This is a genomic window from Nocardioides faecalis (assembly GCF_018388425.1).
GTDB lineage: Bacteria > Actinomycetota > Actinomycetes > Propionibacteriales > Nocardioidaceae > Nocardioides > Nocardioides faecalis.
This window is the reverse complement of sequence record NZ_CP074406.1, coordinates 1,224,090-1,248,822: the sequence shown is the minus strand read 5'-3', so window position 1 is coordinate 1,248,822 and position 24,733 is coordinate 1,224,090. Positions and strand designations below refer to the sequence as shown.

Sequence of the window (24,733 nt, the reverse complement as noted above, 5' to 3'; positions counted from 1 at the left end):
GCTACGTTGAGCCGCATGAGCCTCAACGACCTCTTCCGTCTGGACGGCAAGGTCGCCGTCGTCACCGGCGCCAGCTCCGGGCTCGGCGTCGACTTCGCCCGCGCCCTGGCCGAGGCCGGCGCGGACGTGGCGATCGGCGCCCGCCGCGTCGAGCGCCTGGCCGAGACCGCCGCACTCGTCGAGGCCACCGGGCGCCGGGTGGTCAGCGTCGCCACCGACGTCTCCGACCCCGCCTCGTGCCAGGCGCTCGTCGACGCCGCCGTGGCCGAGCTCGGCCGGGTGGACATCCTCGTCAACAACGCCGGCATCGGGACCGCGGTGCCCGCCACCCGGGAGACCCCGGAGCAGTTCCGCGAGGTCGTCGACATCAACCTCAACGGCAGCTACTGGATGGCCCAGGCGTGCGGGCGGGTGATGCAGCCGGGCTCCAGCATCATCAACATCTCCTCGATCCTCGGGCTCACCACCGCCGGGCTCCCCCAGGCCGCGTACTCCGCCTCGAAGGCCGCGATCATCGGCCTGACCCGCGACCTGGCCCAGCAGTGGACCGGCCGCAAGGGCATCCGGGTCAACGCGATCGCCCCGGGCTTCTTCGCCTCCGAGATGACCGAGCAGTACCCGCCCGGCTACCTGGAGTCGCAGCAGGGGCGCATCCCCGCCGGCCGCAAGGGCGACCCGCGAGAGCTGGCCGCGACCGCGGTCTTCCTGGCCTCCGACGCGGCCGGCTACATCACCGGCCAGACGATCGCCGTCGACGGCGGCATGACCATCACCTGACGACCACCCCACCCGCGCCGGACCTCTCCGCGGACCTCCGCGCCGGGTTCGCCCAGGACGCCCGAGGAGTGCCGTGAGCCCCCACGACCACCCGGCCGAGCGCCCGCTGCGCGAGGTCGCCCTGGTCTTCGGGCACCTGGGCGTCGTCGCGTTCGGCGGGCCCGCCGCGCACATCGCGCTCATGCGCGAGGAGCTGGTGCGGCGCCGTGGGTGGGTCGACGACCGCCGGTTCGTGGACCTGATGGGCGCCACGAACCTGCTCCCCGGGCCTAACTCGACCGAGCTCGCCCTGCACCTGGGCCACGAGCGCGCGGGGTGGCGGGGCCTGCTGCTGGCCGGGGTCTGCTTCATCCTGCCCGCGGCACTGATGGTCACCGCGCTGTCCTGGGCCTACGTCGAGCACGGCCAGGCGCCCGCGGTCACCGGGCTGCTGTACGGCGTGGTGCCGGTGGTCGTCGCGATCATCGCGTGGTCGGTGGTCGGGATGGCCCCGACCGTGCTGCGCTCACGCTGGCTCGTGCTGCTCGCCGTGGCCGGCCTGGCGGCGTACCTGGCCGGGGTGAACGAGCTGGTGGTGCTCTTCGGCGGCGCGGGGGTGGCGGCCGTGGTCCGGGCGGCCCGCTCACTGTACGAGCGCCGGGCCCGCGGCGAGCGGCTCGGCGCGCTCGGACTGCCGGTGCTGCTGGCGTCGGCGGTGCTGGGCGAGGCGAACGGCGCGCAGCTGACGCAGCTGTTCTGGACCATGTTGAAGATCGGCTCGCTGCTCTACGGCGGCGGCTACGTGCTGCTGGCCTTCCTGGAGGGCGACTTCGTCGACCGGCTGGGCTGGATCACCCAGCAGCAGCTGCTCGACGGCATCTCGCTGGGCCAGGTCACCCCCGGCCCGCTGTTCACCACCGCCACGTTCGTGGGATACCTGGTCGCCGGGCTGCCCGGCGCCCTGGTCGCCACCGTGGCGATCTTCCTGCCGTCGTTCGTGCTCGTCGGTCTGCTCACCCGGCTCGCCGGCTGGCTGCGCTCACGCACGTGGACCTCGGCGCTGCTCGACGGGGTGAACGCGACCGGGCTGGCGCTGATCGTCGGCGTCTGCGGCGAGCTCGCCGCGAACGCCCTCGTCGACCCGCTGACCCTCGCCCTGGCCGCGCTCACCCTGCTGGTGCTCTGGCGCACCCGGTGGAGCAGCACCTGGCTGATCCTGGCCGGCGCCGCGGTGGGCATCGCCCACGCGTTGGCGACCTGAGCGGCTCAGCGCACCGGGTGGTGGGAGGTGATCGAGACCCGGTTGAACGCGTTGATCGCGATCGCCGCCCAGCACACGGCCACGTAGGCCGCGTCGCCGAGCACCGCGCGGGCCAGGTCCTCGGCGTAGCGCCGCTCCTCGGGCTCGGGCAGCCGGGTGATCGACTCGGCGAGCAGCAGCGCCGCCCGCTCCTCCTCGGTGAACAGCTCGGTCTCGGACCAGGTCTCGAGCAGCAGCAGCCGGCGCTCCTCCTCACCGGCCTCGAGTGCCCGCGTCCGGTGCAGGTCCAGGCAGTAGGCGCAGCCGTTGATCTGCGAGACCCGGATGTTGACCAGCTCGAGCAGGACCCGACTGAGGCCGGCGGCCTCGGCCGCCGCGCCGACCGACTCGGCCAGCCGCCCCGCCGCGGCGTACGACGTGGGGTCGGCCTTGTCCAGGTAGAGCGGCCGGTGCTCGGGGACGCTCACGCCGGGAAGTCGGCGAGGTCGGCGTACTCGTCGTGCTTGCCGATCCACTTGGCGACGTAGCTGCAGTGCGGGATGGCGCGCTTGCCCTGCTGGCGCACGTCGTCGAGGGCGAAGCGGACGAGCTCGCCGGCCAGGCCGCGTCCGCCGTAGGACTCGTCGACCTCGGTGTGCACGAAGTCGAGGTGCTTCTCGTCGGGGACGCGGTACTCGGCGAAGCCGATGACCTCGTCGCCGTCACGGACCTCGTAACGGTGGGCCTGGGGCGCGTGGGCGTAGCTGATGGTGCTGTTGTCGACGGCGTCGCTCATGGCCCCATCCTGCCGGGCGCCTGGTGGAAAAGGCACGGAGGCCGCCCGTTGCCGGGCGGCCTCCGTGGTGGTGCGGTGGTGCTGCAGTGGCGCTGCGCTGGCTCAGGCCAGGTCGAAGCGGTCGGCCTCCATGACCTTGGTCCACGCGGCGACGAAGTCCTCGACGAACTTCTCCTGCGCGTCGTCGGCGGCGTAGACCTCCGCCAGGGCGCGCAGCTCCGAGTGGTGACCGAAGGTCAGGTCCACCGCGGTGGCGGTGGCGACGACCTCGCCGGAGACCCGGTCGCGGCCCTCGTAGACACCCTCCTCGTCCTTCGACACCTTCCACTCGGTGGACATGTCGAGCAGGTTGGCGAAGAAGTCGTTGGAGAGCACACCGACGCGGTCGGTGAACACGCCGTGCTTGGTGCCGCCGTGGTTGGTGCCGAGCACCCGCATGCCGCCGACCAGGACGGTCATCTCCGGCGGGGTCAGGTCCAGCATGTAGGCCTTCTCCACCATCAGGATCTCGGCCGGCACCTTGTCGCCCTCACGGACGAAGCTGCGGAACGCGTCGGCGCGCGGCTCGAGGACCTGGAACGACTCGACGTCGGTCTGCTCCTCGGTGGCGTCGGTGCGGCCCGGGTGGAACGGCACGGTGACCTCGACGCCGGCGTCGGCGGCGGCCTTCTCGACCGCCGCGTTGCCCGCGAGGACGATCAGGTCGGCCAGCGAGATCTTCTTGGCGCCGGCGTTGAACTCCGCACGGATGCCCTCGAGGGTGTCGAGGACCTTGCTCAGCTGGGCCGGGTTGTTGATCGCCCAGTCCTTCTGCGGGGCAAGGCGGATCCGGGCGCCGTTGGCGCCGCCGCGGTAGTCGGTCTTGCGGAACGTCGAGGCCGAGGCCCATGCCGTGCTGACCAGCTCGGAGACGCTCAGGCCGGACTCGAGGACCGCGGCCTTGAGGGCCGCCACGTCGGCGTCGTCGACCAGCTCGTGGTCGACGGCCGGCACCGGGTCCTGCCAGATCTGCGCCTCGGGCACCCAGGGGCCGAGGTAGCGGGTGACCGGACCCATGTCGCGGTGCAGCAGCTTGTACCAGGCCTTGGCGAACGCCTCGCTGAACTCCTCGGGGTTCTCCCAGAAGTGGCGCGAGATCTTCTCGTACTCCGGGTCGAACCGCAGCGCGAGGTCGGAGGTCAGCATCCGGGGCTCGCGCTTGGTCGAGGGGTCGTGCGCCATCGGCACCATGTCGGAGCCAGCGCCGTTCTTCGGACGCCACTGCTTCGCACCGGCCGGGGACTCGAAGAGCTCCCACTCGTAGCTGAACAGGATGTGGAAGAACTCGTTGTCCCAGCGGGTCGGGTGGTAGGTCCAGGTGACCTCCAGGCCCGAGGTGATCGTGTCGTCGCCCTTGCCGGTGCCGTACGTCGACTTCCAGCCGAAGCCCTGCTGCTCGATCGGGGCCGCCTCCGGCTCCGGGCCGACGTTGTCGGCGGGGCCGGCGCCGTGGGTCTTGCCGAACGTGTGGCCACCGGCGATGAGCGCCACGGTCTCGTAGTCGTTCATGCCCATGCGGCGGAAGGTCTCGCGGATGTCGCGGGCCGAGGCCTGCGGGTCCGGGTTGCCGCCCGGGCCCTCGGGGTTGACGTAGATCAGGCCCATCTGGACCGCACCCAGCGGCTCGGCCAGGTCGCGCTCACCGCTGTAGCGCTCGTCGCCCAGCCAGCTGTCCTCGGGACCCCAGAAGACCTCCTCGGCCTCCCAGACGTCCTCGCGGCCGAAGCCGAAGCCGAAGGACGGCAGGCCCATGTCCTCCATCGCGACGGTGCCGGTGTAGACCAGCAGGTCGGCCCACGAGATCTTCTGGCCGTACTTCTTCTTGACCGGCCACAGCAGGCGGCGGGCCTTGTCGAGGCTGACGTTGTCGGGCCAGCTGTTGAGCGGGGCGAACCGCTGCTGGCCGGTGCCGCCGCCACCGCGGCCGTCGTAGATCCGGTAGGTGCCGGCGGCGTGCCAGCTCATCCGGACGAAGAGGCCGCCGTAGTGACCGAAGTCGGCCGGCCACCAGTCCTGGGAGTCGCGCAGCACGGCGACGATGTCGGCCTTGAGCGCCTCGAGGTCGAGCTCGGCGAACTTCTCGGCGTAGGTGCCGGGCTCGACGGGCGCGCTGACCGGGGTGTTGGAGCGCAGCACGGACAGGTCGACCTGGTTGGGCCACCAGTCACGGTTGCTGTGCGGGCGCGGGGTGACCGGCTGCGGCGACGGGATCGCCGGGTTCTCGCTCTCGCTGCCGTGGGCGGCGGCGGAGTCGTGCATCACCGGGCAACCGCTCTCAGCCTTGCGGTCCATCCCCTGGGGGTCGCTTCCCTCGGTGGTGTTGTCGGTCATGTGTTTCCTTCCGGCGTGCGGTTGTACTTCTCAGGAACTCGTGGAGCAGTCGGGGCAGGTGCCCCAGTAGATGACCTCGGCCTCGTCGACGACGAAGCCTCGGGAGTCGGAGGCGGTCAGGCAGGGAGCGTGACCCACGGCGCAGTCGACGTCGCCGATCACGCCGCAGGAGCGGCACACGACGTGGTGGTGGTTGTCGCCGATCCGGGTCTCGTAGCGGGCCACGGAGCCGGCGGGCTTGATGCTGCGGATCAGCCCGGCCTCGGTCAGCGTGTGCAGCGAGTCGTAGACGGCCTGGTGCGAGACCTCCGGCAGGAGCTCGCGGGCGGTGGCGATCACGGTCTCGGTGTCGGCGTGCGGGGTGGCGTCCACTGCCTCCAGGACCGCCAGGCGGGGCCGGGTGACCCTCAGGGAGACGTCCCGCAACCTCTGTGGGAAGTCCGGTGTCTGCATACGGACAGTCTCCCCACTATTCTTGAATGAGTCAAGACTCGGGGACCGCGAGAGGTGCGGTGCGAGGCCGTTCGGTCCCAGCATCTACCGTCGCCCCATGGCAGTGACAACGAGGGTCCGTCGCGCGTTCGCGCGCAGCGTCCTGCGCCTGACGAGGTGGCGGCTGGTCGGCGAGGTGCCGCGCACCGGCATCCTGGTCGGAGCCCCGCACACCTCCAACTGGGACTGGGTCGCCACCCTGCTGATCGCCTGGGCCAACGGCGTCTCCCCGCAGGTGTTGATCAAGAAGAGCTTCTTCAAGCCCGGCATCGGGTGGGTGCTGCGCCGTACCGGCGGGATCCCGCTGGACCGCGCCGACCCCGGTGCCACCATCCGCGCCCTGCTGGCCCAGGCCGAGGCCGACGAGTCGTTCCTGCTGGTGATCGCCGCCGAGGGCACCCGCAGCAAGGGCAAGTACTGGAAGTCCGGCTTCTACCGGATCGCGCAGCAGACCGGCCTGCCCGTGGTGCTGGGCTTCGTCGACGGCCCGAGCCGGACCCTGGGCATGGGTCCGACCCTGCGCCCCACCGGCGACGTGCGGGCCGACATGGACCTGGTCCGGGCCTTCTACGCCGACAAGCGGGGCATCCGGCCGGAGAAGCGCACCGAGCCGCGACTGCGCGAGGAGGAGGCGCCGACCTCCTGAGGAGGTCGGCGCGGGGCGCCTCAGCCGTCGGCCGCGCGCGTGCCCTGGGACAGGGCGTGGTGCACGTGCTCCTCGGCGACCCGGCGCGCCCGGGCTCCGTCGCGAGCCTTGAGCGCCTCGATCAGCGCCTGGTGCTCCGCGTGCGCGGTGCGCCTGCGCTCGTCGTCGGCCACAGCATCGGTCCGGAACCGCTCGAAGGCCCCCTTGATGTCGTCGAGCATCCGCTCGAGGTGCCGGTTGCCGCTCGCGGCGGCGACCGCCCGGTGGAACTGTCGGTTGAGCCGGATCAGGGTCTCGTCGTCGCGGCGCTGCACCGCGACGTCCATCTCGTCGTAGAGGTCCTCGAGCTGGGCGATCGCCACGCGGGTCGAGCGCGCGGCGGCCGTCTCGGCGGCGAGCCCTTCCAGGACGGCGCGGATCTGGTAGAGGTCGTTGACGTCCTCGCTGCTCAAGGTGACGACGGCGTAGCCACCGCGCGGCAGCGCCTCGAGGAGCCCTTCGGCCTCCATCCGGTGCAGCGCCTCACGCACCGGGGTGCGGCTCATCTCCAGCACCCGCACCAGCCTCGCCTCGACCAAGGTCGCGTCGGGCGGGATCGAGCCGTCGTAGATCAGGGCACGGATCCGGTGGTAGGCCTCACTGGCCCGGGAGTCCCAGCGCCTCGCGCCGTTCGCGTCGAGACCTGCGATGTCATCCACCGCCGGAGAATACCACGTATCCCGTCCCTGGTCGGGCCTGCGAAAAGACGCCTTCGAGGTGGGCGGGAACGGCGAAGCTCCCCCTGGCCGGCGAGGCCAGGGGGAGCTCATGAGGAGGGCGGACGCCGTGGGTCACACGAGCGCCGAACCACCCATCCCCGACCACAGGGAGTCCAAGGACGGGGCCTCGTCGAGGTCGTCGATCGTGGACATGAGAGCGGCCGAGCGCTCCGCCCCGACCAGGTCCTGGGTCAGCTTGTCGAACTTGGCACGCAGCTCGTCCTCGGTCATCGGCCGCCGCGAGCTCCCCCGGGCGAAGGCGCGGTCGTCCGTCAGCACCCGGCCGTCGCGCAGGTGCACGGCGATCCGGGTGTGGTGGCGGCCGCCGTCGCCCTCGGCGTCGATGTCCGGCGCGATGGCGACGTGCACGCGGTGCGCGAAGGAGACCAGCTCGGGGTCGACGATCCGCTCCGGCGAGAACTGCCGGACGAACGCATCGCCGTCGGTGAGGACGGCCGCGGCGATGTAGCCCAGGTTCATCTGGGCCGTGGTGACGCTGCCGGGCGTGTACTCCCACCCGACGTGCGCCTTCGTCGCGGTCGAGGCCTCGATGCGGATCTCCCCGACCATCTCGGGCCGCAGGCCGTGCTCCTCCCGCATCGCCAGCAGCGCGTCGATGGTGGGGTGGCAGCTGCCGTTCGTGGAGTAGGGCTTGAACCCGACCAGGCGCGACTCCCACGTCTCCCCCAGCCCGCGGGTGAGCTCGGTGTCGTCGTACTCGGGCGACATCGTGGGGCCGTATCCGCCGTACTCGGCCTCGAAGAGGTTGTCGATCCCGGTGTAGCCGTTCGCCGCGAGGAGGGCACCGTAGACGCCGCTCTGCGCCGCGCGACCGGCGTGGAACCGCTTCACCATCGAGGAGTACTGCGCCGCCATCAGGCCGGCGGCCTGGGTGCCCGCGATGCCCATCGCGTGCACGGTCCGGTCCGCGTCGAGCCCGAGGATCGACGCCGCCGCGACCGCGGCGCCGATGGTGCCGTGGGTGGCGGTGGGGTGGTAGCCCTGCCGCAGGTGCGCCGCACCGACGGAGTTGCCCACCCGCGCCGAGACCTCGTAGCCGGCCACCAGGGCCGTCACCAGCTCCCGCCCGGTGACCCCGCCGCGCACGTCGGCCGCCGCCAGCGCCGCCGGCAGCACGACCGAGCCGGGGTGCACGATGGAGCGCGGGTGCAGGTCGTCGATCTCGAAGGCATGGATCGCGGAGCCGTTGACGAGGGCGGAGTGCGGAGCGCTGAGCAGTCCCTCCGCGCCCAGGAGCCTGCCCACGCCGGTCCCGTCGACCTCGAGCAGGGTGGAGCGCAGGATGCGGCTCCACTCCAACGAGGCGCCGTAGACCCCGCACCCGACGGTGTCGAGCACGCACCGCTTCATGTGGGTCACGAGGTCCGCGGGGATCGCGTCGAACGTCAGCCCGGCGGCGAACTCACCGAGCTCGGCGGTCAGCGGGCCTGCGGTGGTCTCAGCCACGGTCGGCACCCTCGGCGACCAGCAGGTCCATCAGCTCGTCGACGGAGTCGACCTTCTCGAAGGAGCCGACCACGCGGGCGATCTCGGCGAACCGGTCGGCGCCGACGACCGGCGCGCCCAGGGAGGTGCTCTTGGCGAGCAGGGCCTCGTCGTCGAGCGGGTTGGCCAGCGAGCCGCGGGGCGAGTCGACGACCGACTCGTGCACGGTGCCGTCCGTCAGCTCCAGCTGCAGGTGGCAGGAGACGCCTCGGGCCAGCGAGTCGTCGGGCTCGACCTCGACGATCGCCGACAGGTTCTGGACCCGCTCGTCCTCGAGGATGGGCGAGGAGAACTGGGCCGGCAGGGCCTGGCCCTCGATCAGCGCCACGGCGACCGCGTAGGGCAGGCTGACCTGCGCCTCGTGGAACGTCCGCGGGCGGCCGATCACGTGGTAGTGCGCCCAGTCCGGGTGCCGCTTGACCACGAGCCGCTTGATGTCGTCCAGGCGCCCCTGGACGTGCGGGCGGACCTCGAGCGCGCAGTCGATGGCGTTGTGGATCGGGCGGGCGCAGGAGTACGGCTTGTACTCCACGAACACGGGCACGTCCTCGCCGAGGCCGGCCGTCAGCGGCTCGGGGTCCAGGAAGCCGGCGAAGGACTGCGCGAACCCGCGCTCGCCGTCGATGATGGTGTCCGCGCCGGTGAAGCCGATCTTCGCCAGCTGCGCGGCGACGACGCCGTTGCGGGCGGCGGGCCCGGGGTTGAACCGCTTCTGCATGGAGGTGCCGTACATCTCCATCAGGCCCGACGCCTGGGCGCCGGCGAGGCCGAGGGCGCTGGTCAGCTGGTCGGCGTCCAGGCCGAGGAGGCGCCCGGCGGTGACGGTGGCGCCGAAGACACCGCAGGTCGGGGTGGTGTGGAAGCCCCGGTCGCGCAGCGCGGAGTTGGTGGCGCGGCTGAGCCGGGCCATCATCTCGGCGCCCGACAGCGCGGCCGAGAGCACCTCGGCACCGCTCGCGCGGGTGGCCTGGCCCACCGCCAGCGCGGTGGACATGATGACCGGCGCGTAGTGGAAGAGCGCCAGTTCGTCCACGTCGTCGAGCTCGACGCTGTGCTCGGAGATCGCGTTGGCGAAGGCGGCGTGCATCATCGGCACCCGGGCCCCGGAGCCGATCAGCGAGGCCTCCGGCGCTCCGCCCACCGAGGTGACGAACTGACCGACCAGCTGGCCGGTGTCGGCCTGCGAGCCGGCGAGTCCCACCCCGACGAAGTCGGTGAGGAGGCGCTTCATCTCGGCCAGCTTCGGCTCCGGCTGCGCCGGGGCCGCGGCGAAGTGCTCGGCGAGGATTCTTGCGAGGGGTTGGGGCACGTCACTGTCCTTGCTTGAGTGGGTGGGAATCGGTGGCGGCGTCGACGAAGCGCTGTTCGAGCGCCTGCATCGTCGACAGGCCGATCAGTTCTTGACGCTGCTCCCAAGTGAGCATCTTGGGCCACAGCTCCTTCGTGTCGCCGGTCTCCCGGAGGACGGCGAGCGCCTCCTGGGCGGCACGCATCGCGACGCGGAGGGTGGCGTTGGCGAACAGCGCCACGCGGAAGCCCAGCTCTTCGAGCTCCTCGGCGCTGCGCCAGGGGGTCTTGCCCCCCTCGACCATGTTGGCCAGGACGGGACCGTGCACCCGCGACGGCAGCACGGCGAGGTCCTCGGCGCTGCGGGGGGCCTCGACGAAGATCAGGTCCGCGCCGGCCGCCAGGTAGGCGTTGGCACGAGCGACCGCGCCCTCGAGGCCCTCGCTCTGGTAGGCGTCGGTGCGGGCGATGAGCACGAGTTCGGGGTCGCGCCGGGCGTCGACCGCGGCCGCGATCCTGCTCACCATCTCAGCCGACGACACGAGCGACTGGCCGTCGAAGTGACCGCAGCGCTTGGGGATCGCCTGGTCCTCGAGCTGGATCGCGGCGGCGCCGGCGTGCTCGAGCTCCTGGACCGTGCGGTGCACGTTCAGCAGGCCTCCGTAGCCGGTGTCCGCGTCGACGACGACCGGGATGCCGACCGCGCGGGAGACCCGCCGGACGTGCTCGACGACCTCGCTCATCGTCACCAGTCCCACGTCCGGCTGACCGAAGCTCGCGTTGGCGAACCCGGCTCCCGTGACGTAGACGGCCTCGAAGCCTGCGTCCTCGGCCAACCGCGCGGTCATCGCGTCCGCGACGCCCGGGAGGACGACGATCCGCTCCTGTGCCAACCGGCTTCGGAGCTGACTCTTGGTACTCATCTCAACGAACCTCACTCGTCCCGCGCCAGAGGGGCCCGGGATCGATCTGACCGGCCCTGTCGGCCGGAGGTGATCTACGTATACCAAGCATCCAGACGGCCTCTCACTGCCCTTGTGCCGACTAGCGGCACGCGGGCCGAGCACCTGCGGGACCCCAGGGTGGAGGCTTCAACTACGGCACGGCAGACCACGTCTGGCAACAGTCGTACACGTCGAGTGCGCCGTATACAGATGACCCGTCACGAGAGAGGGAGGGGCGGACATGTCTTCCCCCGCACCCACCACCACCCGCACCTTCGTCACCGAGCTGAAGGGCCTCCTGCCCGCCCCGGACGCCACGCGGTCGGCCGCGCGCGAGCTCGTGCTCGATGTCCTCGGGGTCGGCATCGCCGGCAGCCGGACCGAGGAGGGGCGCACGGTGCTGCAGACGATGTCGGCGCTGCGCTCGCCGGGCACCTCCCCCGTGATCGGCTCCGAGAAGCGGTTCGACGTCGCGACCGCCGCTCTGGTCAACGGCACGATGGCCTACAGCCTGGGGCTGACCGACACCCACTCGCAGTCCATCACCCACCCCGGCTGCTCGGTCGTGGCGACGGCGCTCGGGCTCGGCGCGGAGACCGATGCGGACGACGACGCGATCCTGGACGCGATCGTGGCCGGCGTCGAGATGGTCGTGCGGGTCGGCGGGGTGGTGAACCCCAGCCATCGCGCCCGCGGGTTCCACCCGACCGCGACCTGCAACCCGTTCGGCACGGCGTTGACCGCCTCGATGCTCCTCGGCGCGTCGAGCGAGCAGACCCTCGACGCGCTGGGCATCGCCGGCAGCAGCGCCGGCGGCCTCTACGAGTTCCGCAACGCCGGCGGCATGCTGATGGCGCTGCACGGCGGCCTGCCCGCGCACAGCGGGATCGTGGCCGCCCTCCTTGCGCGCGGGGGCTTCACCGGTCCCGACACGGTGCTCGAGGGCCCGGAGGGGTTCTTCGCCGCCTTCGCCGACGACATCCGCCTCGAACAGCTGGCCCTGCCCGGCGCCGGGGCGCCGATGGGCGTGCAGGAGCTGTCGTTGCGTCCCTACAACGCCTGCCGCTACGCCCACTCCGGGATCGACGCGTTGGCGGCCATCGAGGCCGCCCACGGCCGGGTCGACCCCGAGCAGGTCCACGCGCTCACGGTCTTCACCCACCGCGTCGCCGTCGAGCAGGAGTGCGAGCCGGCCACCCTGGTGGCAGCGAGGCTCAGCACCGCCTTCACCATCGCCTCGACGTACGTCAACGGCCCGAGCCTGACCGCGCTGAGCCAGGACGACCTCGCCGACGAGCGGATCCTGCGGCTCTACCAGCGGGTCGCGGTGCGCGAGGAGCCGCGGCTGACCGAGATGTTCCCCCGCGTCTGGGCCAGCCGCGTGGTGCTGGAGACCACCGACGGCCGGACCTTCGAGGCCGAGGTGCACACCCCCAAGGGTGAGCCGACCAACCCGCTCACCCGCGCCGACCTCGTCGACAAGTTCCGCCGGCTCGCCGAGCCGGTCCTCGGTGCCGCGCGCACCGACGAGGTGGTCTCGGCCGTCCTCGACGCAACCGCACCCCTGAGCGGTGTCCTGTCCACGCTGAGCACCTCAGCCCCCTCAAGCAAGGAAGCATGATGATGCATCGAATCGAGGACGAGCTCCTGGTCGGAGCGCTCGACCTGCACGCCCACGGCTACCCGGAGTTCACGCTGCGTCGCCGGCCCCGGGTGACCAACGTGGAGTGGGCCGAGGCCGCGGCCGCCGCCCAGATGCGCGGGTTCGTGATCAAGTCCCACTTCTTCCCGACCATGGCAGCGGCAGGCACCCTGCAGGAGCTGCACCCCGAGCTGGAGATCTTCGGCAGCATCACGCTGAACCCGCCGGTGGGCGGGCTGAACCCGACCACGGTCGAGATGGCCGCACAGATGGGTGCCCGCATCGCGTGGTTCCCCACCTGGTCGGCCAAGCAGGAGCCGCCCAAGCACAGCATCACCCTGGCGCGCATGGAGCCCTACCTCACGACGCTGGCGGCCGAGCGCGCGCAGACCGAGGACGCCGTCGCCGTCGTGGATGCCGACGGGGCGCTCACCGCCGACGCCCAGGCGGTCGTCGAGGTGTGCAGTGCCTACGGCGTCACGGTCGCGAGCGGGCACCTGCCTCCCGAGCACAGCCTGGTCCTGGCCGAGGCCGCGCAGCAGGCCGGCGCCCGGTTCGTCCTGACCCACCCGTGCAGCGGCTCGGTGGCCGCCACGATCGAGCACCAGCAGCGCATCGCCGAGCTCGGTGGCTACATCGAGCACGTGTTCATCGGGTGCATGCCGATGCACCAGCGCACCAACCCGCGCGAGCTCGCCGACGCCATCCGCGCGGTGGGACCCGAGCGGTGCATCATGTCCAGCGACGCGGGCGAGGCCTGGAACCCGCCGGCCCCCGAGGTGCTGCGGATGTTCATCGCCTCCATGCTGGACCTGGGGATCGACGCCGACGACGTCTACCGGATGACCCACGACAACCCGGCCCTCGCCCTGGGGCTCGACACCGCACCTGCTGCCGTCGCGTCCTCGCCGGCCCTGCCCGGTGATGAGGCCCAGGTCTGACGGACCTCGCCTGCACCACGGCCACCGGCCCCCACCCCCGTCGTAGGCGCGGGTGGGGGCCGGTGGCCGTTCGCGGTCTGCCTGGTCGCCACGTGCGAACGGCCCCGCGGGGTCCTCGAGGGACCGGCCGCGGGGCCGCTGACGCTCTGCCCGGATGAGGGCTCGGGCCTGGCGCAGGCTCAGGCTTGGAGCGCCGCCGCACGCTTCACGTCGTTGGAGATCAGCCGGGCCGCGCGCAGCGTGGCCGGCGCGGCCGCCTCGGGCTTGAACCGGCCGACGGGCCCGCACGCGGACACCGCCCCGATCGCCCGTCCGTCCGCATCGAGCACGGCGGCCGCCACGCAGGAGAGCCCGACCACCGCCTCCTGCCGGTCGAAGGCGACCCCGGTCTGGCGGGCCTTGCGCAGCTGGTCGGCCATCAGACCACGTCCCATGACGGTGTACGGCGTGCGACGCGGCCACCCGGCAGCGAGCGCCGCACCCACGGTGTCGTCGTCCTGGTGGGCGAGGATCACCTTGCCCAGCGCCGTGATCATTGCCGGCATGGTCGCCCCGACTCCGAACGGGGCGGTCGGGATCCGCACACCGCGGATCGTGTCGAGGTAGAGCACCTCGCCCGGCCCGTCCAGCACGGCAAGGTTCACCCCGAACCCCGTGTGCTGGAAGAGACCGGCCAGGTGAGGCGCCGCCACCTCGCGCAGGGGCACCTGATGGGGCACCACCACGCTGTTGCCGAGCCGGAACAGGTGCGAGCTGAGCTGGTAGCTGCGGCCCAGCCGGACGAGGTAGCCGCTCTCCGTCAGCTGGTTGACGATGCGGAACGCCGTCGACTTCGGCAGCGCCACGCGACGGGCGAGGTCGCTCAACGACATCGCCCGCTCCTCACCCATGAAGGCGTCCAGCACCTGCAGGGCCCGCGCGACGAGGATGGCGGGCGACGACTCGGACGGAGCAGCCTTGGCACTGGTCGGCGGCTCGGACATCTGCACGACACTCATGGGATCGCGTCCTCACTTTCCCGCTGCTGCGGAGGTGACGTCCGGCGCCGCCGGACGAGCGGGCGGGACGGACGAGGACGGCCGGGACTGCGGCGCCCTTCTCGGGCGCACCCACCGACCGCGGTACGTGTCCATTGTGTGGCGGAGGTTACACGCCCCGGAATGTCGCTGTGCCGCTCACCGGCACAAACGGCCTCGAGCTGCCGTGCCGGGACCTGTCGCGCCCGCCCGGCTCGCTCAGCCGTGCTCGATGAAGTCGGTCACCAGTCGGTTGAACTCGTCGGTGTGCTCGAGCTGGGCCCAGTGCCCGCAGCGGTTGAGCAGGACCAGGCGGGCGTTGGCGATCATCGGCAGGATGCGCAGCGAGTACTCGTAGTGCACCACGCGGTCGTCACGACCGTGGATGAGCAGCGTCGGCGCCTTGATGCCGGCGATCTCCTGGTGGGTCGCGCGGTTGCGCGCCGGGCCGCCCGTGGCGAGACCCTTGAGGAAGTTCTCCAGGTGCACCGGGTTCGCCAGCGCGTTGTCGAGCCGCTGCTGCGCCAGCTCCGGGGTGGCCTTGGCGGAGTCGAAGGTCATGATCTGGGCGACCTTCATCATGTTCTCCAGGGTCGGCTCCCGATAGGCCTGGAAGAGGATCTTGAGCCCTTCCGAGGGCCCGTCGCCGGCTCCGGACATGGTCGGGATGTCCATCAGCGATCCGGCGCCCATGGTGACCAGGTGGCTGATCCGGTCGGGGTAGCGGCTGGCGAAGGTGATCGCGGTCGAGCCGCCCAGCGAGTTGCCCACCAGCGCGGCGCGCTCGATGCCGAGGGCGTCCAGGAGCTCGAGCACGGCGTTGGGGTGGTCGTAGTCCTCGGGCAGGCCCGGCGACGAGCTTCCCCAACCCGGGGCGTCCAGGGCGATCACCCGGAACGACTTCGCCAGCGCCGGGATGTTGGGGGCGAAGTTGCTCCACCCGGTGGCTCCGGCGCCGCTGCCGTGCAGCAGGACGAGGGGGTGGCCGCTGCCGGCCTCGTTGTAGTGCAGGCGCCACGAGCGGGTGTCGACGTAGCGGCTGGTCGAGGCTTCGGTGAGGGTCTCTTCTGACATGGTCTTCTTCTCTCTGGGTCGTCGGGGCGCAGCAAGCAGGACGTCCGGGCGCGGTGCCCGGACGCCTTGTGCTGCGAGAGGTGGGAGGGCCTACCCGGCGGTCGGCTGGGGGTGCCGGCGCAGGATGCCGGGCGACTTCGCGGTGGGCTCGTCGGTGAGCTTGTGGCCCCAGGTGCTCGGGCGGCGGTACGTCGCCGGCACCCAGCTCTCGTCGACCTCGATCGCCCCGTACCCGTACTCGATGTGGAACGAGGATGGCGTCGTGAGGTAGAACGAGATCATCTGGTCGTTGGTGTGCCGGCCCAGCGTCTTGCGGATGGGCACGCCGCGCTCCACGCACAGGTCGTAGGTGGTGCCCACGTCGTCGATGTCCGGCACCTGCAGCATGATGTGGTTGAGCCCGACCGAGCCGGGGACCTCGGCCAGCGCCAGCGAGTGGTGCCGGCCGTTGCAGTGGTAGAAGCGGGAGTAGCCGCCGCCCGGCCGCGCGATCTTGTCCGAGAGCCGGAAGCCCAGCACCTCGGTGAAGAACTCGTGCCCGGCGGCCGCGTCGGGGAGGATCAGCACGGCGTGGCCCAGCCCCTGCTCCCCCGTCACGAAACCGGTGAGCGGGCGCCCGGGCCGGAACGTGCCCGGGTCGACGTACTGGCCCCAGGCCAGCTCGTGGCGGAAGCCCCAGGGGTCGATGAACCAGATCAGCTGGTCGACCGAGCGTGCCTCGGCCAGCTCGGCGCTGCCCTGCTGGACCTCGATGCCGGCCGCCGCCAGCCGTGCGGCGTACTCCGGCAGGTCGCGCTCGGACTCCACCGCCCAGCCCAGGTAGGCCACCTCGTCCTCCTCGCCCGGGTGGATCGCCAAGCGCCACTCCGCGTCGTCGATGCGGAGCCGCACCGCACCGTCCTCGCCGTCCGGGACGCGCATGCATCCCAGGACGTCGGGCCCGAGCTCCGCCCACTGGGCGAAGTTCGGGGAGCGGAAGCCGAGGTAGGCCAGCGATGTCAGCAAGGGGTCCTCCAGGGTGTGACGGATCAGGTGGGGGGCGGGGTGGTCAGGGTCAGTCGCTCGTCGGCGAGGCGCTGCTCGACCGACTGCGCCGCTTCCTGCAGCAGCGAGATCCAGGAGTGGACCTCGTAGCCGGATGCCTGACGGGGAAGCTCGTGCACGCGCAGCAGCGCGAGGGTCTCTCCAGCGGGCGAGCGCACCGGCACGCTCAGCGAGATGACGTCGTAGAGCTCGGTGTCGAGCAGCTCCTCCGGCTCGTGGTACGGCGCCATGGCACGGATCGCGGCGAGCAGCGCGGCCTCGTCGTCGGCCGTGTGCTCGGGGTTGGTGTAGTCGCTGACGAGCTGGTCCAGGTCGTGCACGCTCAAGGGGCCGTCGAGCATCAGCGACCAGCCGCGCTCGCGCACCCTGGCCAGCTGCTCGCGCACGAGGGCCGCCTCGGTCTGGCTGGCGGTGCCGAGCCGCGCCAGCCACTCCTCCTCGGTGACGCCGCTGCCGGGGCTGCCGACGAACTGGATGCCCAGCGGCGGGATGACCGGGATCCGGTAGCCGAGGCGGGTACGGCGCGCTGCCGGCGAGTGGTTCGCCACCGCCACCGAGACGGTGTGCCAGTCCTCGTAGGCGAAGACACCGCACTCGACCCGCAGCTCGCTGGCGAGCGCCTCGATCGGGCCCCGGGCCAGCTCGGCCACGCGGCGTGCCGGCTCGGGCCCCGAGGCGGGCGCCACCGACAGCAGGCCCGGCAGGAAGGCGCCGTACCCGCCCTGATAGCTGAGCATCGGGTGGGCGTTGGCGGCGAGACCGACATCGGTGGCGTTCGCCGAGACGAGGGTCAGCTCGCCGTCGACGACCGTCTGGGTGACCTCGCACTCGACCCAGCAGGCCGCGCCGTCGACGACGGGCAGCCCGGTCGGCGAGTGCTGCCAGGTCCCCTCGCCACCGACCTGTCCGGCGGCGCTGCGTCGCACGAGGTCCTCCTGGCCCTGGGCCAGCAAGGAGATCGAGCAGCGGGCCTGCTCGGCGAGCAGACCGGTCAGCGGGGAGCCGGTGTGCAGCACGAGGAGGACACGCGGTGCCTCGAGCGCGAGCGGTACGACGCCCACGGGCATCTCCGCGACGACGTCTCCCGCGGCGTCGGAGACGGCGCACACGTAGGCACCTCCGGGGAACTGGGAGAAGGCCTCGTGGAACCGGTCGGGGTTCCCCGCCGCGCCCGCCGCCGTCGGCGTCTGGCCCGGGGGCCGTCGTGGTGCGTGGGTCATGGCTCTCCTACCGTCGGCCTGTGAGCCGGGGGCTCAGTGGATCAGATCGTCCTATCGTCGAAGGAACCTCACCACGCGGACGTGCCGGAGATCGGCACGTCGCGCGGCGGGTTCAGTCGATCGTCAGGAACCTCTCGACGAGGTGCTCGAAGCGACGCGCGCGCTCGAGCGGCACCGACAGCCCCGCGCCCGAGTACAGGTGGAGCTCGGCGTCGGGGATCCTGCTGGCCAGGAACAGTCCGTGGTCGTATCCCTTGACCCGGTTCTCCCGGCCCCAGACCACGAGCGTGCGGGCGGCGATCCGGTCGGCCTCCTTCCACACCGCGTCGCTGGGGTGGCCCGGCGAGGGGCGGCCGGCGGCCTCCAGCACGGAGGGGCGCACGCTCTCGCGGTAGCGCTCGGCGACCAGGTCGTCGGTGACCAGGTCGGGGTCGCCGATGCTCGCCTCGAGGTAGCGGCGCATCTTCTCCGGCGAGGGGCCCGCGCCGCGGTAGTAGTCACGGATCGCCCGCAGGCCCTCGGTCGGGGCGGGCTCGAACATCGCCAGGCCGCCGGCGGAGCTCACCAGGACCAGCCGGTCCACCCGCTCGGGGTGGTCCAGGGCCATGCGCATCGCGACGGCTCCGCCCGAGCCCAGGCCCACCACGTGGGCCGACGGGACCTCCAGGCGCTCGAGCAGGCCGACGAGGACCGCGGCGTGGGCGCGCATCCTGCCCTCAGGAGTCGGCACCCACTCGGATCCCCCGAAGCCGGGCAGGTCGACGACGATCGTGCGGAAGCGGGAGGCCAGGAAGGGGACGTTCTGGCCGAAGTTCCCCCACCCGGTCGCGCCGGGTGCGCCACCGTGGACCAGCAGGAGCGCGGGGCCCGACCCGGACTCGTGGTAGGCGACGTCGGCGCCGTCCACGCGGACGGTACGGGGCGCTGCGGGATCGATCGCATCGTTCATGGCTCCATCGTGGTGGCGCCGCGAGCCGCATCGGTGTCCCAAGTGCCGCTGAGCGGCACGTCACCCTTCATAGGTTCCTCACACCGGCCCGAAGGTGGGTGCCGGACCACCGTCCCCCATGTCGGCCAGGAGCCGGAAGCACGCAAAGGAGTCACGCCATGTCAGCAGGTGCCACGCGTCTCGACGCAGGCAAGCCGACGCTTCTCGAGCGGGCACGCAAGCTCGCGCCCGCCATCTCCGCACGGGCGGAGGAGACCGAGGCGCTGCGCCACGTGCACGACGACAGCCTCCACGAGATGATCGACGCCGGTCTGACGCGCGCCCTGCAGCCCGCACGCTTCGGCGGCGAGGAGGCCAGCCCGGTCGACTTCTTCGAGGCCGCCACCGAGATCAGCAAGGCCTGCACGTCGACCGGCTGGATCCTCATGCTGCTCGGGGTGCACTCGTGGGAGCTGGCGCACATGTCGCCGGAGCTCAACGACGAGATCTTCGGCGCTGACCCGACGAACCTGATCTCCTCGTCCTACAACATGCAGGGCAACAAGGCCGTCCGGGTCCCCGGCGGGTTCCGGCTCTCAGGGTCGTGGAAGTCCTCCAGCGGCATCCACCACGCCGCGTGGGTCGTGGTCGGAGCGGACGTCCCGGGAGCGGAGTCGCCGTACAACTTCTACGTGCCCATCGAGGACACCACGGTCATCGACGACTGGCACACCCTCGGCCTCGCCGGCACGGGCAGCCGGACCGTCGCCGTCGACGACGTCTTCGTGCCGGACCATCGCGCCATCGACCGCGGCATCCTCTACAGCGGCTACGGTCCGGGGCTGAAGCACTTCACCTCGCCGCTCTACCGGATCCCGCACGTCCACATCTACACGACCGTCTCCGCGCTCCCCGCGCTCGGCACGGGCTGGCGCTTCTACGAGGAGTTCAAGGCCGCGTACACGAAGTCCGCCACGGTCTCGAGGTCGCTGAGCGGCGACCGGCTCATGCTCGTCCGGCTGGCCGAGGCGCGTGGCGCCCTGTCCGCGGCGGAGACCGTGACCCGGGCGCGTCTGGAGGAGGCGTACGACGCCGCGGTGCGCGGAGACTCGCTCAGCCCGGTCGAGATCGCCCAGGCGCAGTACGACATCGCACAGAACGGCAAGGCGGGGATGTTCGTCGCGAACACCCTGTTCCCGACGCTGCGTCCCAACGCCGTGTACCGCTCGAACCTGATGCAGCGCCTGTACCGCGACCTGATCGTGGCCCGCCAGCACGGCACCTCCAACAGCGACGCGCAGGCGGAGCCGCTGGCCATGATCGACCTCGGCCTGGCCGGCGGACACATCCTGTCCCCGCCCCCCGAGGAGCGCGCCGCAGCGAAGCGGCGTGCCGAGGAGCTCGGCTACCTCTGAGTCTCCTCGACCGACGCGACGGGGCCGTCAGCCACCAGGCTGGCGGCCCTGTCGCGCACCTGCACGTACCCGTCCCGCGGTGCCCGACCGAAAGGAATTCCCATGCCCCCCTCCCCCACGCCCCTCGAGCCGTCCCCGCGAGTGTGGAGCGCCGAGCTGTCCACGCTGGACCTCGGCGGCGTCTCCGTCACGTTCCTGCCCGACGGCGTGCACCACGTGGAGCCGACCAAGCACTATCCCGACGCGCCCGACGGCGTGTGGGACGAGCACCCGGAGGTGATCAACGACGAGGGCCTGCTGGTCATGAGCATCGGCGGCTTCCTGGTGCGCACCGGCACCCACGACGTGCTGGTCGACCTCGGCTTCGGGCCCCGCACGCTCGACATGACGGCGTTGACGGACGGGCGGATCCGCGGCGACATGATCGGCGGAGCCATGCTCGACAGCCTCGCGCAGATGGGCCTGCAGCCGGCCGACATCGACGCGGTGGTGCTCTCCCACCTGCACCTCGACCACGTGGGGTGGCTGGTGGATCCCCAGGCGCCGGGGCAGCCGATGTTCCCGCACGCCCACTACTACCTTAGCGAGACCGAGCTGGAGCACTGGGTCAACGAGACCGACCCCGTCGAGCCGGTCAAGGGTGTCCGGGGAGCCCCGTCAACCGAGCAGCTGGCCGTGATCCAGGGTGCGGCCCGGACGGTCGAGGAGCAGACCGAGATCCTTCCCGGCATCGTCGTGGTGCCCACTCCCGGCCACACCCGCGGTCACGTGTCGGTGCTCGTGACCGGCTCGTCGGCCCGCGCCCTGGTCATCGGTGACGCCCTGCACTGCCCCGTCGAGCTGCAGCACCACGGGATGACCTACTCCCACGACCAGGACCCCGTCGCCGCCACCGCGAGCCGCGAGCTCGTCCACGCGATCCTGTCCGAGCACGACACGTACTTCGCCGGTGGGCACTTCCCCGGGCGCGTGTTCGGCCGCCTGACCGAGGGCGACCGCAGCCACGCGCACGGCCTGCACTACGTCGCGGACTGAGCAGACGTCGTACGACGAAGAGGGCCTCGGCGGACGATCCGCCGAGGCCCTCTTCGTCGTGCCCGTCCCGTTCGCGTCAGGCGCCGGGCTCCACGTGCCGGTCGCACGCCGTGAGCTGCTCGGAGCACTCCTGCGCGGCGCGCTGCAGCTCCTCGATCCACGCGAGCACCTCGGTGCCCTTGACCCCGCCGGGCAGCTGGCTCAGCTTGAGCGTCAGCGCCGTGCGGCCACAGGAGTCCTGCACCGGGACGGCGATGTAGAGGACGTCGTAGACCTCGTCGGGCGAGATGGACTCCGGCTCCCGCTGGGGGGCCATCGCGGCCACCTTGCCGATGAAGTCGCGGTCGGACGCGGGGGTGCGTGGCTGCTGGGAGTAGCGGCGCACGGCGTCCTCGAGGTCGGCCTCGCACATCTCGCCCTGCAGGACCAGGGACCAGCCCCGCTCGCGGACGCGGGCGAGCTGCTCGATGGCCTGGCTGCGGGCCTCGGCGTCGAGCCCGGTCGCGGTCCACTCCTCCTCGCTCACCGTCGAGCCGTCCACCAGCAGCGGCTGGATGGGCGCGACGATGGGGAGCCGCGCACCGATCAACGTGCCGGCGGTGCGGCTGACGCCCCTGCTCGCGCTGAAGACGAGCACCCCTTCGCGCCCGTCGGGCACCGCCACGTCGCACTGGGCGCTGAACTTCCGGGCGAGCTCCTCCAGGCGGTCCCGGAGCAGCTCGGCGGACTGCACCGAGCGGATGAAGTCCACCCCGCCGGGCATCGCGAGCGACCCGTGGGTGAACCTGCCGTACCCGCCCTGGAAGAACAGCAGCGGCGGTGCCGGGTTCTGCACGCCCAGCGCCGTGGTGTCGCCCAGGACGATGTAGTGGTCTCCCCCGTCGAGCACCTCGCGCAGGGTGCACTCGATCCAGGCGACGGCTCCGGGCAGGATGGGCGCGCCACCGGGCGTGGGCGTCCACTCCAGGTCGGCGAACTTGTCGCCGCCGCCGCCGGCGAAGAGCCGGCACAGGTGCTCCTGGTCGGCCCCGAGCACGTTCACGCAGAAGGTCTCGGACTCCCGCAGCCGGGCGAAGCTCCTCGAGGTCTTGCTGGGCAGGTAGGCGACGATCGGCGGGTCGAGGGACACCGAGGTGAAGGACCCGATGACCATGCCCACCGGTGCACCGTCGTCGGCGATCCCCGTCACCACGACCACCCCGGTCGGGTAGTGCCCGAGCACCTCGCGGAACTTCATCGGGTCCAGGGCCGGGGCCTCTCCCCCGCCGACGCCCTGCACCGGCGCCGACGTCATCGTCGCGCCGCTCACAGGTAGCCCAGCTCTTCGGCGCGCTGGCGCGCGGACTCGCGGCGCTCCGGCGGGAGGAACAGGGTCAGCGAGCCGGGCAGGCCGAGGTCGGTCATCGCCAACGCCTCGCCACGCTCGTCCAGGTTGGCCGTGCCGTGGTTCCGGGCGACCAGCAGGTCGCGGTAGAGCCGGGACATGACGCTCGACTGGTACACCGCATTCGGCCGCAGCGTCGGGAAGAGGTTGGCCGCGTTCTCGATCATCAGCTTGCCGTTGCGGGAGATGTCGTAGATCGCCTGGATCGTCTCCAGGTCGCTCATCTGGCGCCCGGCCACCGCGGCGTCGTACCCCTCGTTGAGCCGGCGCTGGGGCACGGTGCTGGCCACCGAGAGGTTGCCCCTCGCCTCGGCCAGGCGGACGAGCATCAGCCTGTCCCCGTCCAGGGAGCGCGAGACCGTGGCGGACTTGCTGAAGGCCGACTTGAACTCCTCGTAGAAGCGCCAGCCGGCACCGAGGGCAGGTGCGGAGGACACCGAGGTGTAGATGAGGCCCTGCTGGACCCGGTAGAGCGGCCCGAGGTTGTCCTTCAGCCCCGGGCCGAAGCCCGAGCGGAGGACGTCGCGGTCGATGGCGCGGTGGTCGGGGACGAAGAGGTCGTCGACGACGACGCTCCGGCTGCCCGTGCCGACCAGGCCGAGCACGTGCCAGTCGTCGATGACCTTCACGTCCTTGACCGGCACGACGAAGTTGAAGGCCGCCGGCTCGCCGGGCACGTTCGCGCCCAGTGCCACCCAGCCGGCGTGGTGGATGCCGCTGGAGGACTTCCACGACCCGGACAGCCGGAACCCTCCGGGGACGCGGGTCGCGGTGTTGCCCTGCATGTTGTACGAGGAGGAGATCAGCGTGGTGGGGTCCTCGCCGAAGATCTCGTCGTTGAGCTCACGCGACATGTGGGCCATCTCCCAGGTGTGCACACCCAGGACCATCAGGATCCAGCCGGTGGAGGTGCAGGCCCGCGCGACCTCGGCCACGGCGCCGTAGAACTCGGCGGGGTTGGCCTCCTCACCGCCGTAGATCGACGACTGGAGGGCACGCGTCAGACCAGCGTCGATGAGCTCGGCGATGCTGTCGTCGTGGACGTGCCGCTGCGCCTCGACCTGTGGGACACGCTCGGCGATGGCCGGGTACAGCTTTTGGGCGCGCTCGACGAGGGACGGTCGAGATGCAGGGTTCGCGCTGGTCATGATTCCTCCCGGGGTGGGTTTGAGGAGTGAGGGGTGGCTGGTCGCTAGCTGGTCGGCACCGGGTCGGGCACCTCCACCAGCGAGGGCAGGGGCGGACGCCGGTCCGAGATCCCGGCGCGCTGGCTGGTCTCCCACGACACGCGACCGTCCCGGAAGAACTCCAGGAAGACGTCGTTGAACAGCTCGGGCTGGTCGGTCTGTCCCTGGTGACCCGTGTCGTCGGGGTAGAAGAACTGGATGTTGGGCAGCCGGTCCTCCATGAGGTGCCCGGCCTCGACGCGGAAGACCACGTCCTGGCGTCCGTAGAGGTAGATCGCCGGGATGTCGAGCTCGTTGAGCCGGTCCCGGGTGCGCAACCGCACCTTCTCGTTCACGTCGACGGGGTTGATCATGCGGCGCAGGTTGCCGTCGTAGGTGTCGGCGTGGCGGTTCGCCGCCTCCGTGCGCATGGTGACGAGCTCCTCGCTGATGAGCGAGGGGTCGAGGATGATCTGCTCCAGCATGTGCCGCATGCTGGCCTCGGTGCCGTCGAAGACGATCTTGGGATACTCCTCCGGGCGGCGACCGTCAGCCTTGCGGACCTCGTCCAGCGGGACGATGTCGCCGATCGTGCCGGCGATCAGCGCCATGCTCTTGACCTGCTCCGGGTGCGCCATCGCGTACTGGACGGTGTTGGCACAACCCATCGAGTTGCCAGCGAGGTGGAACTCGTCCACGCCGATCTGGCGCACGAAGTCGTGGATGAAGTCGACGTGGCCGCCGCGGCCGTAGCCGTAGTAGTTGTGCGGGTCGTCGGTCAGACCGTAGGAGGGCATGTCCGGGGCGTAGACCCGGAACCCGTGCGCGCCGAGGAAGGGCGCCATGAAGCGCCATCCGGCCGTCCCCGACGAGCCGTTGATGCCGCCGTGCAGCAGGACCACCGCGGGGCCCGTCTCGCCGGAGGTCATGTAGTGCACCTTGACCCCGGTCGACAGCCGGACGTAGCGGCTCAGCATGCCGGGTACGTGGACGATTCCCTCTTCGGTCAGTGCCATCTGCAGGTTCCTTCTCGTCGTGACGCGGACGTGGTGTCCGGCGCCTCGGATGACTGG

Annotated in this window: 23 protein-coding genes; 7 read left to right on the top strand and 16 right to left on the bottom strand. The window is 71.6% G+C overall.

Going from position 1 to position 24,733, the window contains the following annotated elements:
- Nucleotides 1-15 precede the first annotated feature (15 nt).
- Both KG111_RS05775 and chrA read left to right on the top strand, forming a co-directional pair.
- The gene (locus tag KG111_RS05775; protein WP_205291640.1) at nucleotides 16-777 is read left to right on the top strand and encodes an SDR family NAD(P)-dependent oxidoreductase; all 762 of its coding nucleotides are present in this window, start codon (nucleotides 16-18) and stop codon (nucleotides 775-777) included.
- A gap of 73 nt (nucleotides 778-850) precedes the next feature.
- Nucleotides 851-2,017, top strand: coding sequence for a chromate efflux transporter (gene chrA, locus KG111_RS05770; RefSeq protein ID WP_249666315.1), 1,167 nt, complete (start codon nucleotides 851-853; stop codon nucleotides 2,015-2,017).
- Nucleotides 2,018-2,022: 5 nt separating this feature from the next.
- Here chrA and KG111_RS05765 read toward each other — a convergent pair whose 3' ends face one another.
- From KG111_RS05765 to KG111_RS05750, 4 genes are all read right to left on the bottom strand, one after another.
- Nucleotides 2,023-2,484, bottom strand: a complete 462-nt coding sequence (locus KG111_RS05765; protein WP_205291641.1) for a carboxymuconolactone decarboxylase family protein — start codon at nucleotides 2,482-2,484, stop codon at nucleotides 2,023-2,025.
- The gene (locus KG111_RS05760; protein ID WP_205291642.1) at nucleotides 2,481-2,792 is read right to left on the bottom strand and encodes a GNAT family N-acetyltransferase; all 312 of its coding nucleotides are present in this window, start codon (nucleotides 2,790-2,792) and stop codon (nucleotides 2,481-2,483) included. Before KG111_RS05760 ends, KG111_RS05765 begins: the two co-directional genes overlap by 4 nt.
- 102 nt (nucleotides 2,793-2,894) lie before the next feature.
- The gene (gene katG, locus KG111_RS05755; RefSeq protein ID WP_205291643.1) at nucleotides 2,895-5,162 is read right to left on the bottom strand and encodes a catalase/peroxidase HPI; all 2,268 of its coding nucleotides are present in this window, start codon (nucleotides 5,160-5,162) and stop codon (nucleotides 2,895-2,897) included.
- A gap of 30 nt (nucleotides 5,163-5,192) precedes the next feature.
- Complete coding sequence (locus tag KG111_RS05750; protein ID WP_205291644.1) at nucleotides 5,193-5,615, bottom strand: Fur family transcriptional regulator; 423 nt, start codon at nucleotides 5,613-5,615, stop codon at nucleotides 5,193-5,195.
- A 97-nt stretch (nucleotides 5,616-5,712) separates the two neighbouring features.
- On the opposite strand from KG111_RS05750, the gene KG111_RS05745 reads away from it, so the two are divergent.
- Nucleotides 5,713-6,300: a 1-acyl-sn-glycerol-3-phosphate acyltransferase gene (locus KG111_RS05745; RefSeq protein ID WP_205291645.1), complete on the top strand. Its 588-nt coding sequence runs from the start codon at nucleotides 5,713-5,715 to the stop codon at nucleotides 6,298-6,300.
- Nucleotides 6,301-6,320: 20 nt separating this feature from the next.
- On the opposite strand, the gene KG111_RS05740 is transcribed toward KG111_RS05745, so the two are convergent.
- From KG111_RS05740 to KG111_RS05725, 4 genes are all read right to left on the bottom strand, one after another.
- Nucleotides 6,321-6,998 (bottom strand): GntR family transcriptional regulator, encoded by a 678-nt coding sequence (locus tag KG111_RS05740; protein ID WP_205291646.1) that lies wholly within the window; start codon nucleotides 6,996-6,998, stop codon nucleotides 6,321-6,323.
- A 132-nt stretch (nucleotides 6,999-7,130) separates the two neighbouring features.
- On the bottom strand, nucleotides 7,131-8,525 hold the full coding sequence (locus tag KG111_RS05735) for an MmgE/PrpD family protein (protein ID WP_205291647.1): 1,395 nt from the start codon (nucleotides 8,523-8,525) through the stop codon (nucleotides 7,131-7,133).
- Complete coding sequence (locus KG111_RS05730) at nucleotides 8,518-9,873, bottom strand: MmgE/PrpD family protein (RefSeq protein ID WP_205291648.1); 1,356 nt, start codon at nucleotides 9,871-9,873, stop codon at nucleotides 8,518-8,520. Before KG111_RS05730 ends, KG111_RS05735 begins: the two co-directional genes overlap by 8 nt.
- A 1-nt stretch (nucleotide 9,874) precedes the next feature.
- Nucleotides 9,875-10,774 (bottom strand): isocitrate lyase/PEP mutase family protein, encoded by a 900-nt coding sequence (locus KG111_RS05725; RefSeq protein WP_205291649.1) that lies wholly within the window; start codon nucleotides 10,772-10,774, stop codon nucleotides 9,875-9,877.
- Nucleotides 10,775-11,036: 262 nt separating this feature from the next.
- On the opposite strand from KG111_RS05725, the gene KG111_RS05720 reads away from it, so the two are divergent.
- Both KG111_RS05720 and KG111_RS05715 read left to right on the top strand, forming a co-directional pair.
- Nucleotides 11,037-12,416 (top strand): MmgE/PrpD family protein, encoded by a 1,380-nt coding sequence (locus KG111_RS05720; protein ID WP_205291650.1) that lies wholly within the window; start codon nucleotides 11,037-11,039, stop codon nucleotides 12,414-12,416.
- Complete coding sequence (locus KG111_RS05715; RefSeq protein WP_205291651.1) at nucleotides 12,413-13,378, top strand: DUF6282 family protein; 966 nt, start codon at nucleotides 12,413-12,415, stop codon at nucleotides 13,376-13,378. The genes KG111_RS05720 and KG111_RS05715 overlap by 4 nt, the downstream gene beginning before the upstream one ends.
- A gap of 179 nt (nucleotides 13,379-13,557) precedes the next feature.
- Here KG111_RS05715 and KG111_RS05710 read toward each other — a convergent pair whose 3' ends face one another.
- The 5 genes from KG111_RS05710 to KG111_RS05690 form a co-directional block, all read right to left on the bottom strand.
- The gene (locus tag KG111_RS05710) at nucleotides 13,558-14,376 is read right to left on the bottom strand and encodes an IclR family transcriptional regulator (RefSeq protein ID WP_205291652.1); all 819 of its coding nucleotides are present in this window, start codon (nucleotides 14,374-14,376) and stop codon (nucleotides 13,558-13,560) included.
- 237 nt (nucleotides 14,377-14,613) lie between these two features.
- Nucleotides 14,614-15,468 carry an alpha/beta fold hydrolase gene (locus KG111_RS05705; RefSeq protein WP_205291653.1) on the bottom strand — a complete coding sequence of 285 codons (855 nt, stop codon included), beginning with the start codon at nucleotides 15,466-15,468 and terminating at the stop codon, nucleotides 14,614-14,616.
- A gap of 90 nt (nucleotides 15,469-15,558) precedes the next feature.
- Entirely contained in the window at nucleotides 15,559-16,473 is a 915-nt protein-coding gene (locus KG111_RS05700) for a VOC family protein (protein WP_205291654.1), read from the bottom strand.
- 23 nt (nucleotides 16,474-16,496) lie between these two features.
- The gene (locus KG111_RS05695; RefSeq protein ID WP_205291655.1) at nucleotides 16,497-17,732 is read right to left on the bottom strand and encodes a flavin reductase family protein; all 1,236 of its coding nucleotides are present in this window, start codon (nucleotides 17,730-17,732) and stop codon (nucleotides 16,497-16,499) included.
- A gap of 112 nt (nucleotides 17,733-17,844) precedes the next feature.
- Entirely contained in the window at nucleotides 17,845-18,681 is an 837-nt protein-coding gene (locus KG111_RS05690; RefSeq protein ID WP_205291656.1) for an alpha/beta fold hydrolase, read from the bottom strand.
- Between the two features lie 158 nt (nucleotides 18,682-18,839).
- On the opposite strand from KG111_RS05690, the gene KG111_RS05685 reads away from it, so the two are divergent.
- The gene (locus tag KG111_RS05685; RefSeq protein ID WP_205291657.1) at nucleotides 18,840-20,075 is read left to right on the top strand and encodes an acyl-CoA dehydrogenase family protein; all 1,236 of its coding nucleotides are present in this window, start codon (nucleotides 18,840-18,842) and stop codon (nucleotides 20,073-20,075) included.
- Nucleotides 20,076-20,177: 102 nt separating this feature from the next.
- Entirely contained in the window at nucleotides 20,178-21,110 is a 933-nt protein-coding gene (locus KG111_RS05680; protein WP_205291658.1) for an MBL fold metallo-hydrolase, read from the top strand.
- A gap of 76 nt (nucleotides 21,111-21,186) precedes the next feature.
- Here KG111_RS05680 and KG111_RS05675 read toward each other — a convergent pair whose 3' ends face one another.
- From KG111_RS05675 to KG111_RS05665, 3 genes are read right to left on the bottom strand one after another with little or no spacing between them, the layout of a single operon-like run.
- Nucleotides 21,187-22,419, bottom strand: a complete 1,233-nt coding sequence (locus KG111_RS05675) for a flavin reductase family protein (protein WP_205291659.1) — start codon at nucleotides 22,417-22,419, stop codon at nucleotides 21,187-21,189.
- Nucleotides 22,416-23,642 (bottom strand): acyl-CoA dehydrogenase family protein, encoded by a 1,227-nt coding sequence (locus tag KG111_RS05670; RefSeq protein ID WP_205291660.1) that lies wholly within the window; start codon nucleotides 23,640-23,642, stop codon nucleotides 22,416-22,418. The genes KG111_RS05675 and KG111_RS05670 overlap by 4 nt, the downstream gene beginning before the upstream one ends.
- A 44-nt stretch (nucleotides 23,643-23,686) precedes the next feature.
- Nucleotides 23,687-24,676: an alpha/beta fold hydrolase gene (locus tag KG111_RS05665; RefSeq protein ID WP_205291661.1), complete on the bottom strand. Its 990-nt coding sequence runs from the start codon at nucleotides 24,674-24,676 to the stop codon at nucleotides 23,687-23,689.
- Nucleotides 24,677-24,733: the final 57 nt, after the last annotated feature.

Coding starts and splice junctions, on each gene's coding strand:
- KG111_RS05775 (WP_205291640.1), top strand. CDS start 16: ATGAGCCTCAACGACCTCTTCCGTCTGGACGGCAAGGTCGCCGTCGTC.
- KG111_RS05760 (WP_205291642.1), bottom strand. CDS start 2,792: ATGAGCGACGCCGTCGACAACAGCACCATCAGCTACGCCCACGCGCCC.
- katG (WP_205291643.1), bottom strand. CDS start 5,162: ATGACCGACAACACCACCGAGGGAAGCGACCCCCAGGGGATGGACCGC.
- KG111_RS05750 (WP_205291644.1), bottom strand. CDS start 5,615: ATGCAGACACCGGACTTCCCACAGAGGTTGCGGGACGTCTCCCTGAGG.
- KG111_RS05745 (WP_205291645.1), top strand. CDS start 5,713: ATGGCAGTGACAACGAGGGTCCGTCGCGCGTTCGCGCGCAGCGTCCTG.
- KG111_RS05725 (WP_205291649.1), bottom strand. CDS start 10,774: ATGAGTACCAAGAGTCAGCTCCGAAGCCGGTTGGCACAGGAGCGGATC.
- KG111_RS05720 (WP_205291650.1), top strand. CDS start 11,037: ATGTCTTCCCCCGCACCCACCACCACCCGCACCTTCGTCACCGAGCTG.
- KG111_RS05715 (WP_205291651.1), top strand. CDS start 12,413: ATGATGATGCATCGAATCGAGGACGAGCTCCTGGTCGGAGCGCTCGAC.
- KG111_RS05710 (WP_205291652.1), bottom strand. CDS start 14,376: ATGAGTGTCGTGCAGATGTCCGAGCCGCCGACCAGTGCCAAGGCTGCT.
- KG111_RS05705 (WP_205291653.1), bottom strand. CDS start 15,468: ATGTCAGAAGAGACCCTCACCGAAGCCTCGACCAGCCGCTACGTCGAC.
- KG111_RS05695 (WP_205291655.1), bottom strand. CDS start 17,732: ATGACCCACGCACCACGACGGCCCCCGGGCCAGACGCCGACGGCGGCG.
- KG111_RS05690 (WP_205291656.1), bottom strand. CDS start 18,681: ATGAACGATGCGATCGATCCCGCAGCGCCCCGTACCGTCCGCGTGGAC.
- KG111_RS05685 (WP_205291657.1), top strand. CDS start 18,840: ATGTCAGCAGGTGCCACGCGTCTCGACGCAGGCAAGCCGACGCTTCTC.
- KG111_RS05680 (WP_205291658.1), top strand. CDS start 20,178: ATGCCCCCCTCCCCCACGCCCCTCGAGCCGTCCCCGCGAGTGTGGAGC.
- KG111_RS05670 (WP_205291660.1), bottom strand. CDS start 23,642: ATGACCAGCGCGAACCCTGCATCTCGACCGTCCCTCGTCGAGCGCGCC.
- KG111_RS05665 (WP_205291661.1), bottom strand. CDS start 24,676: ATGGCACTGACCGAAGAGGGAATCGTCCACGTACCCGGCATGCTGAGC.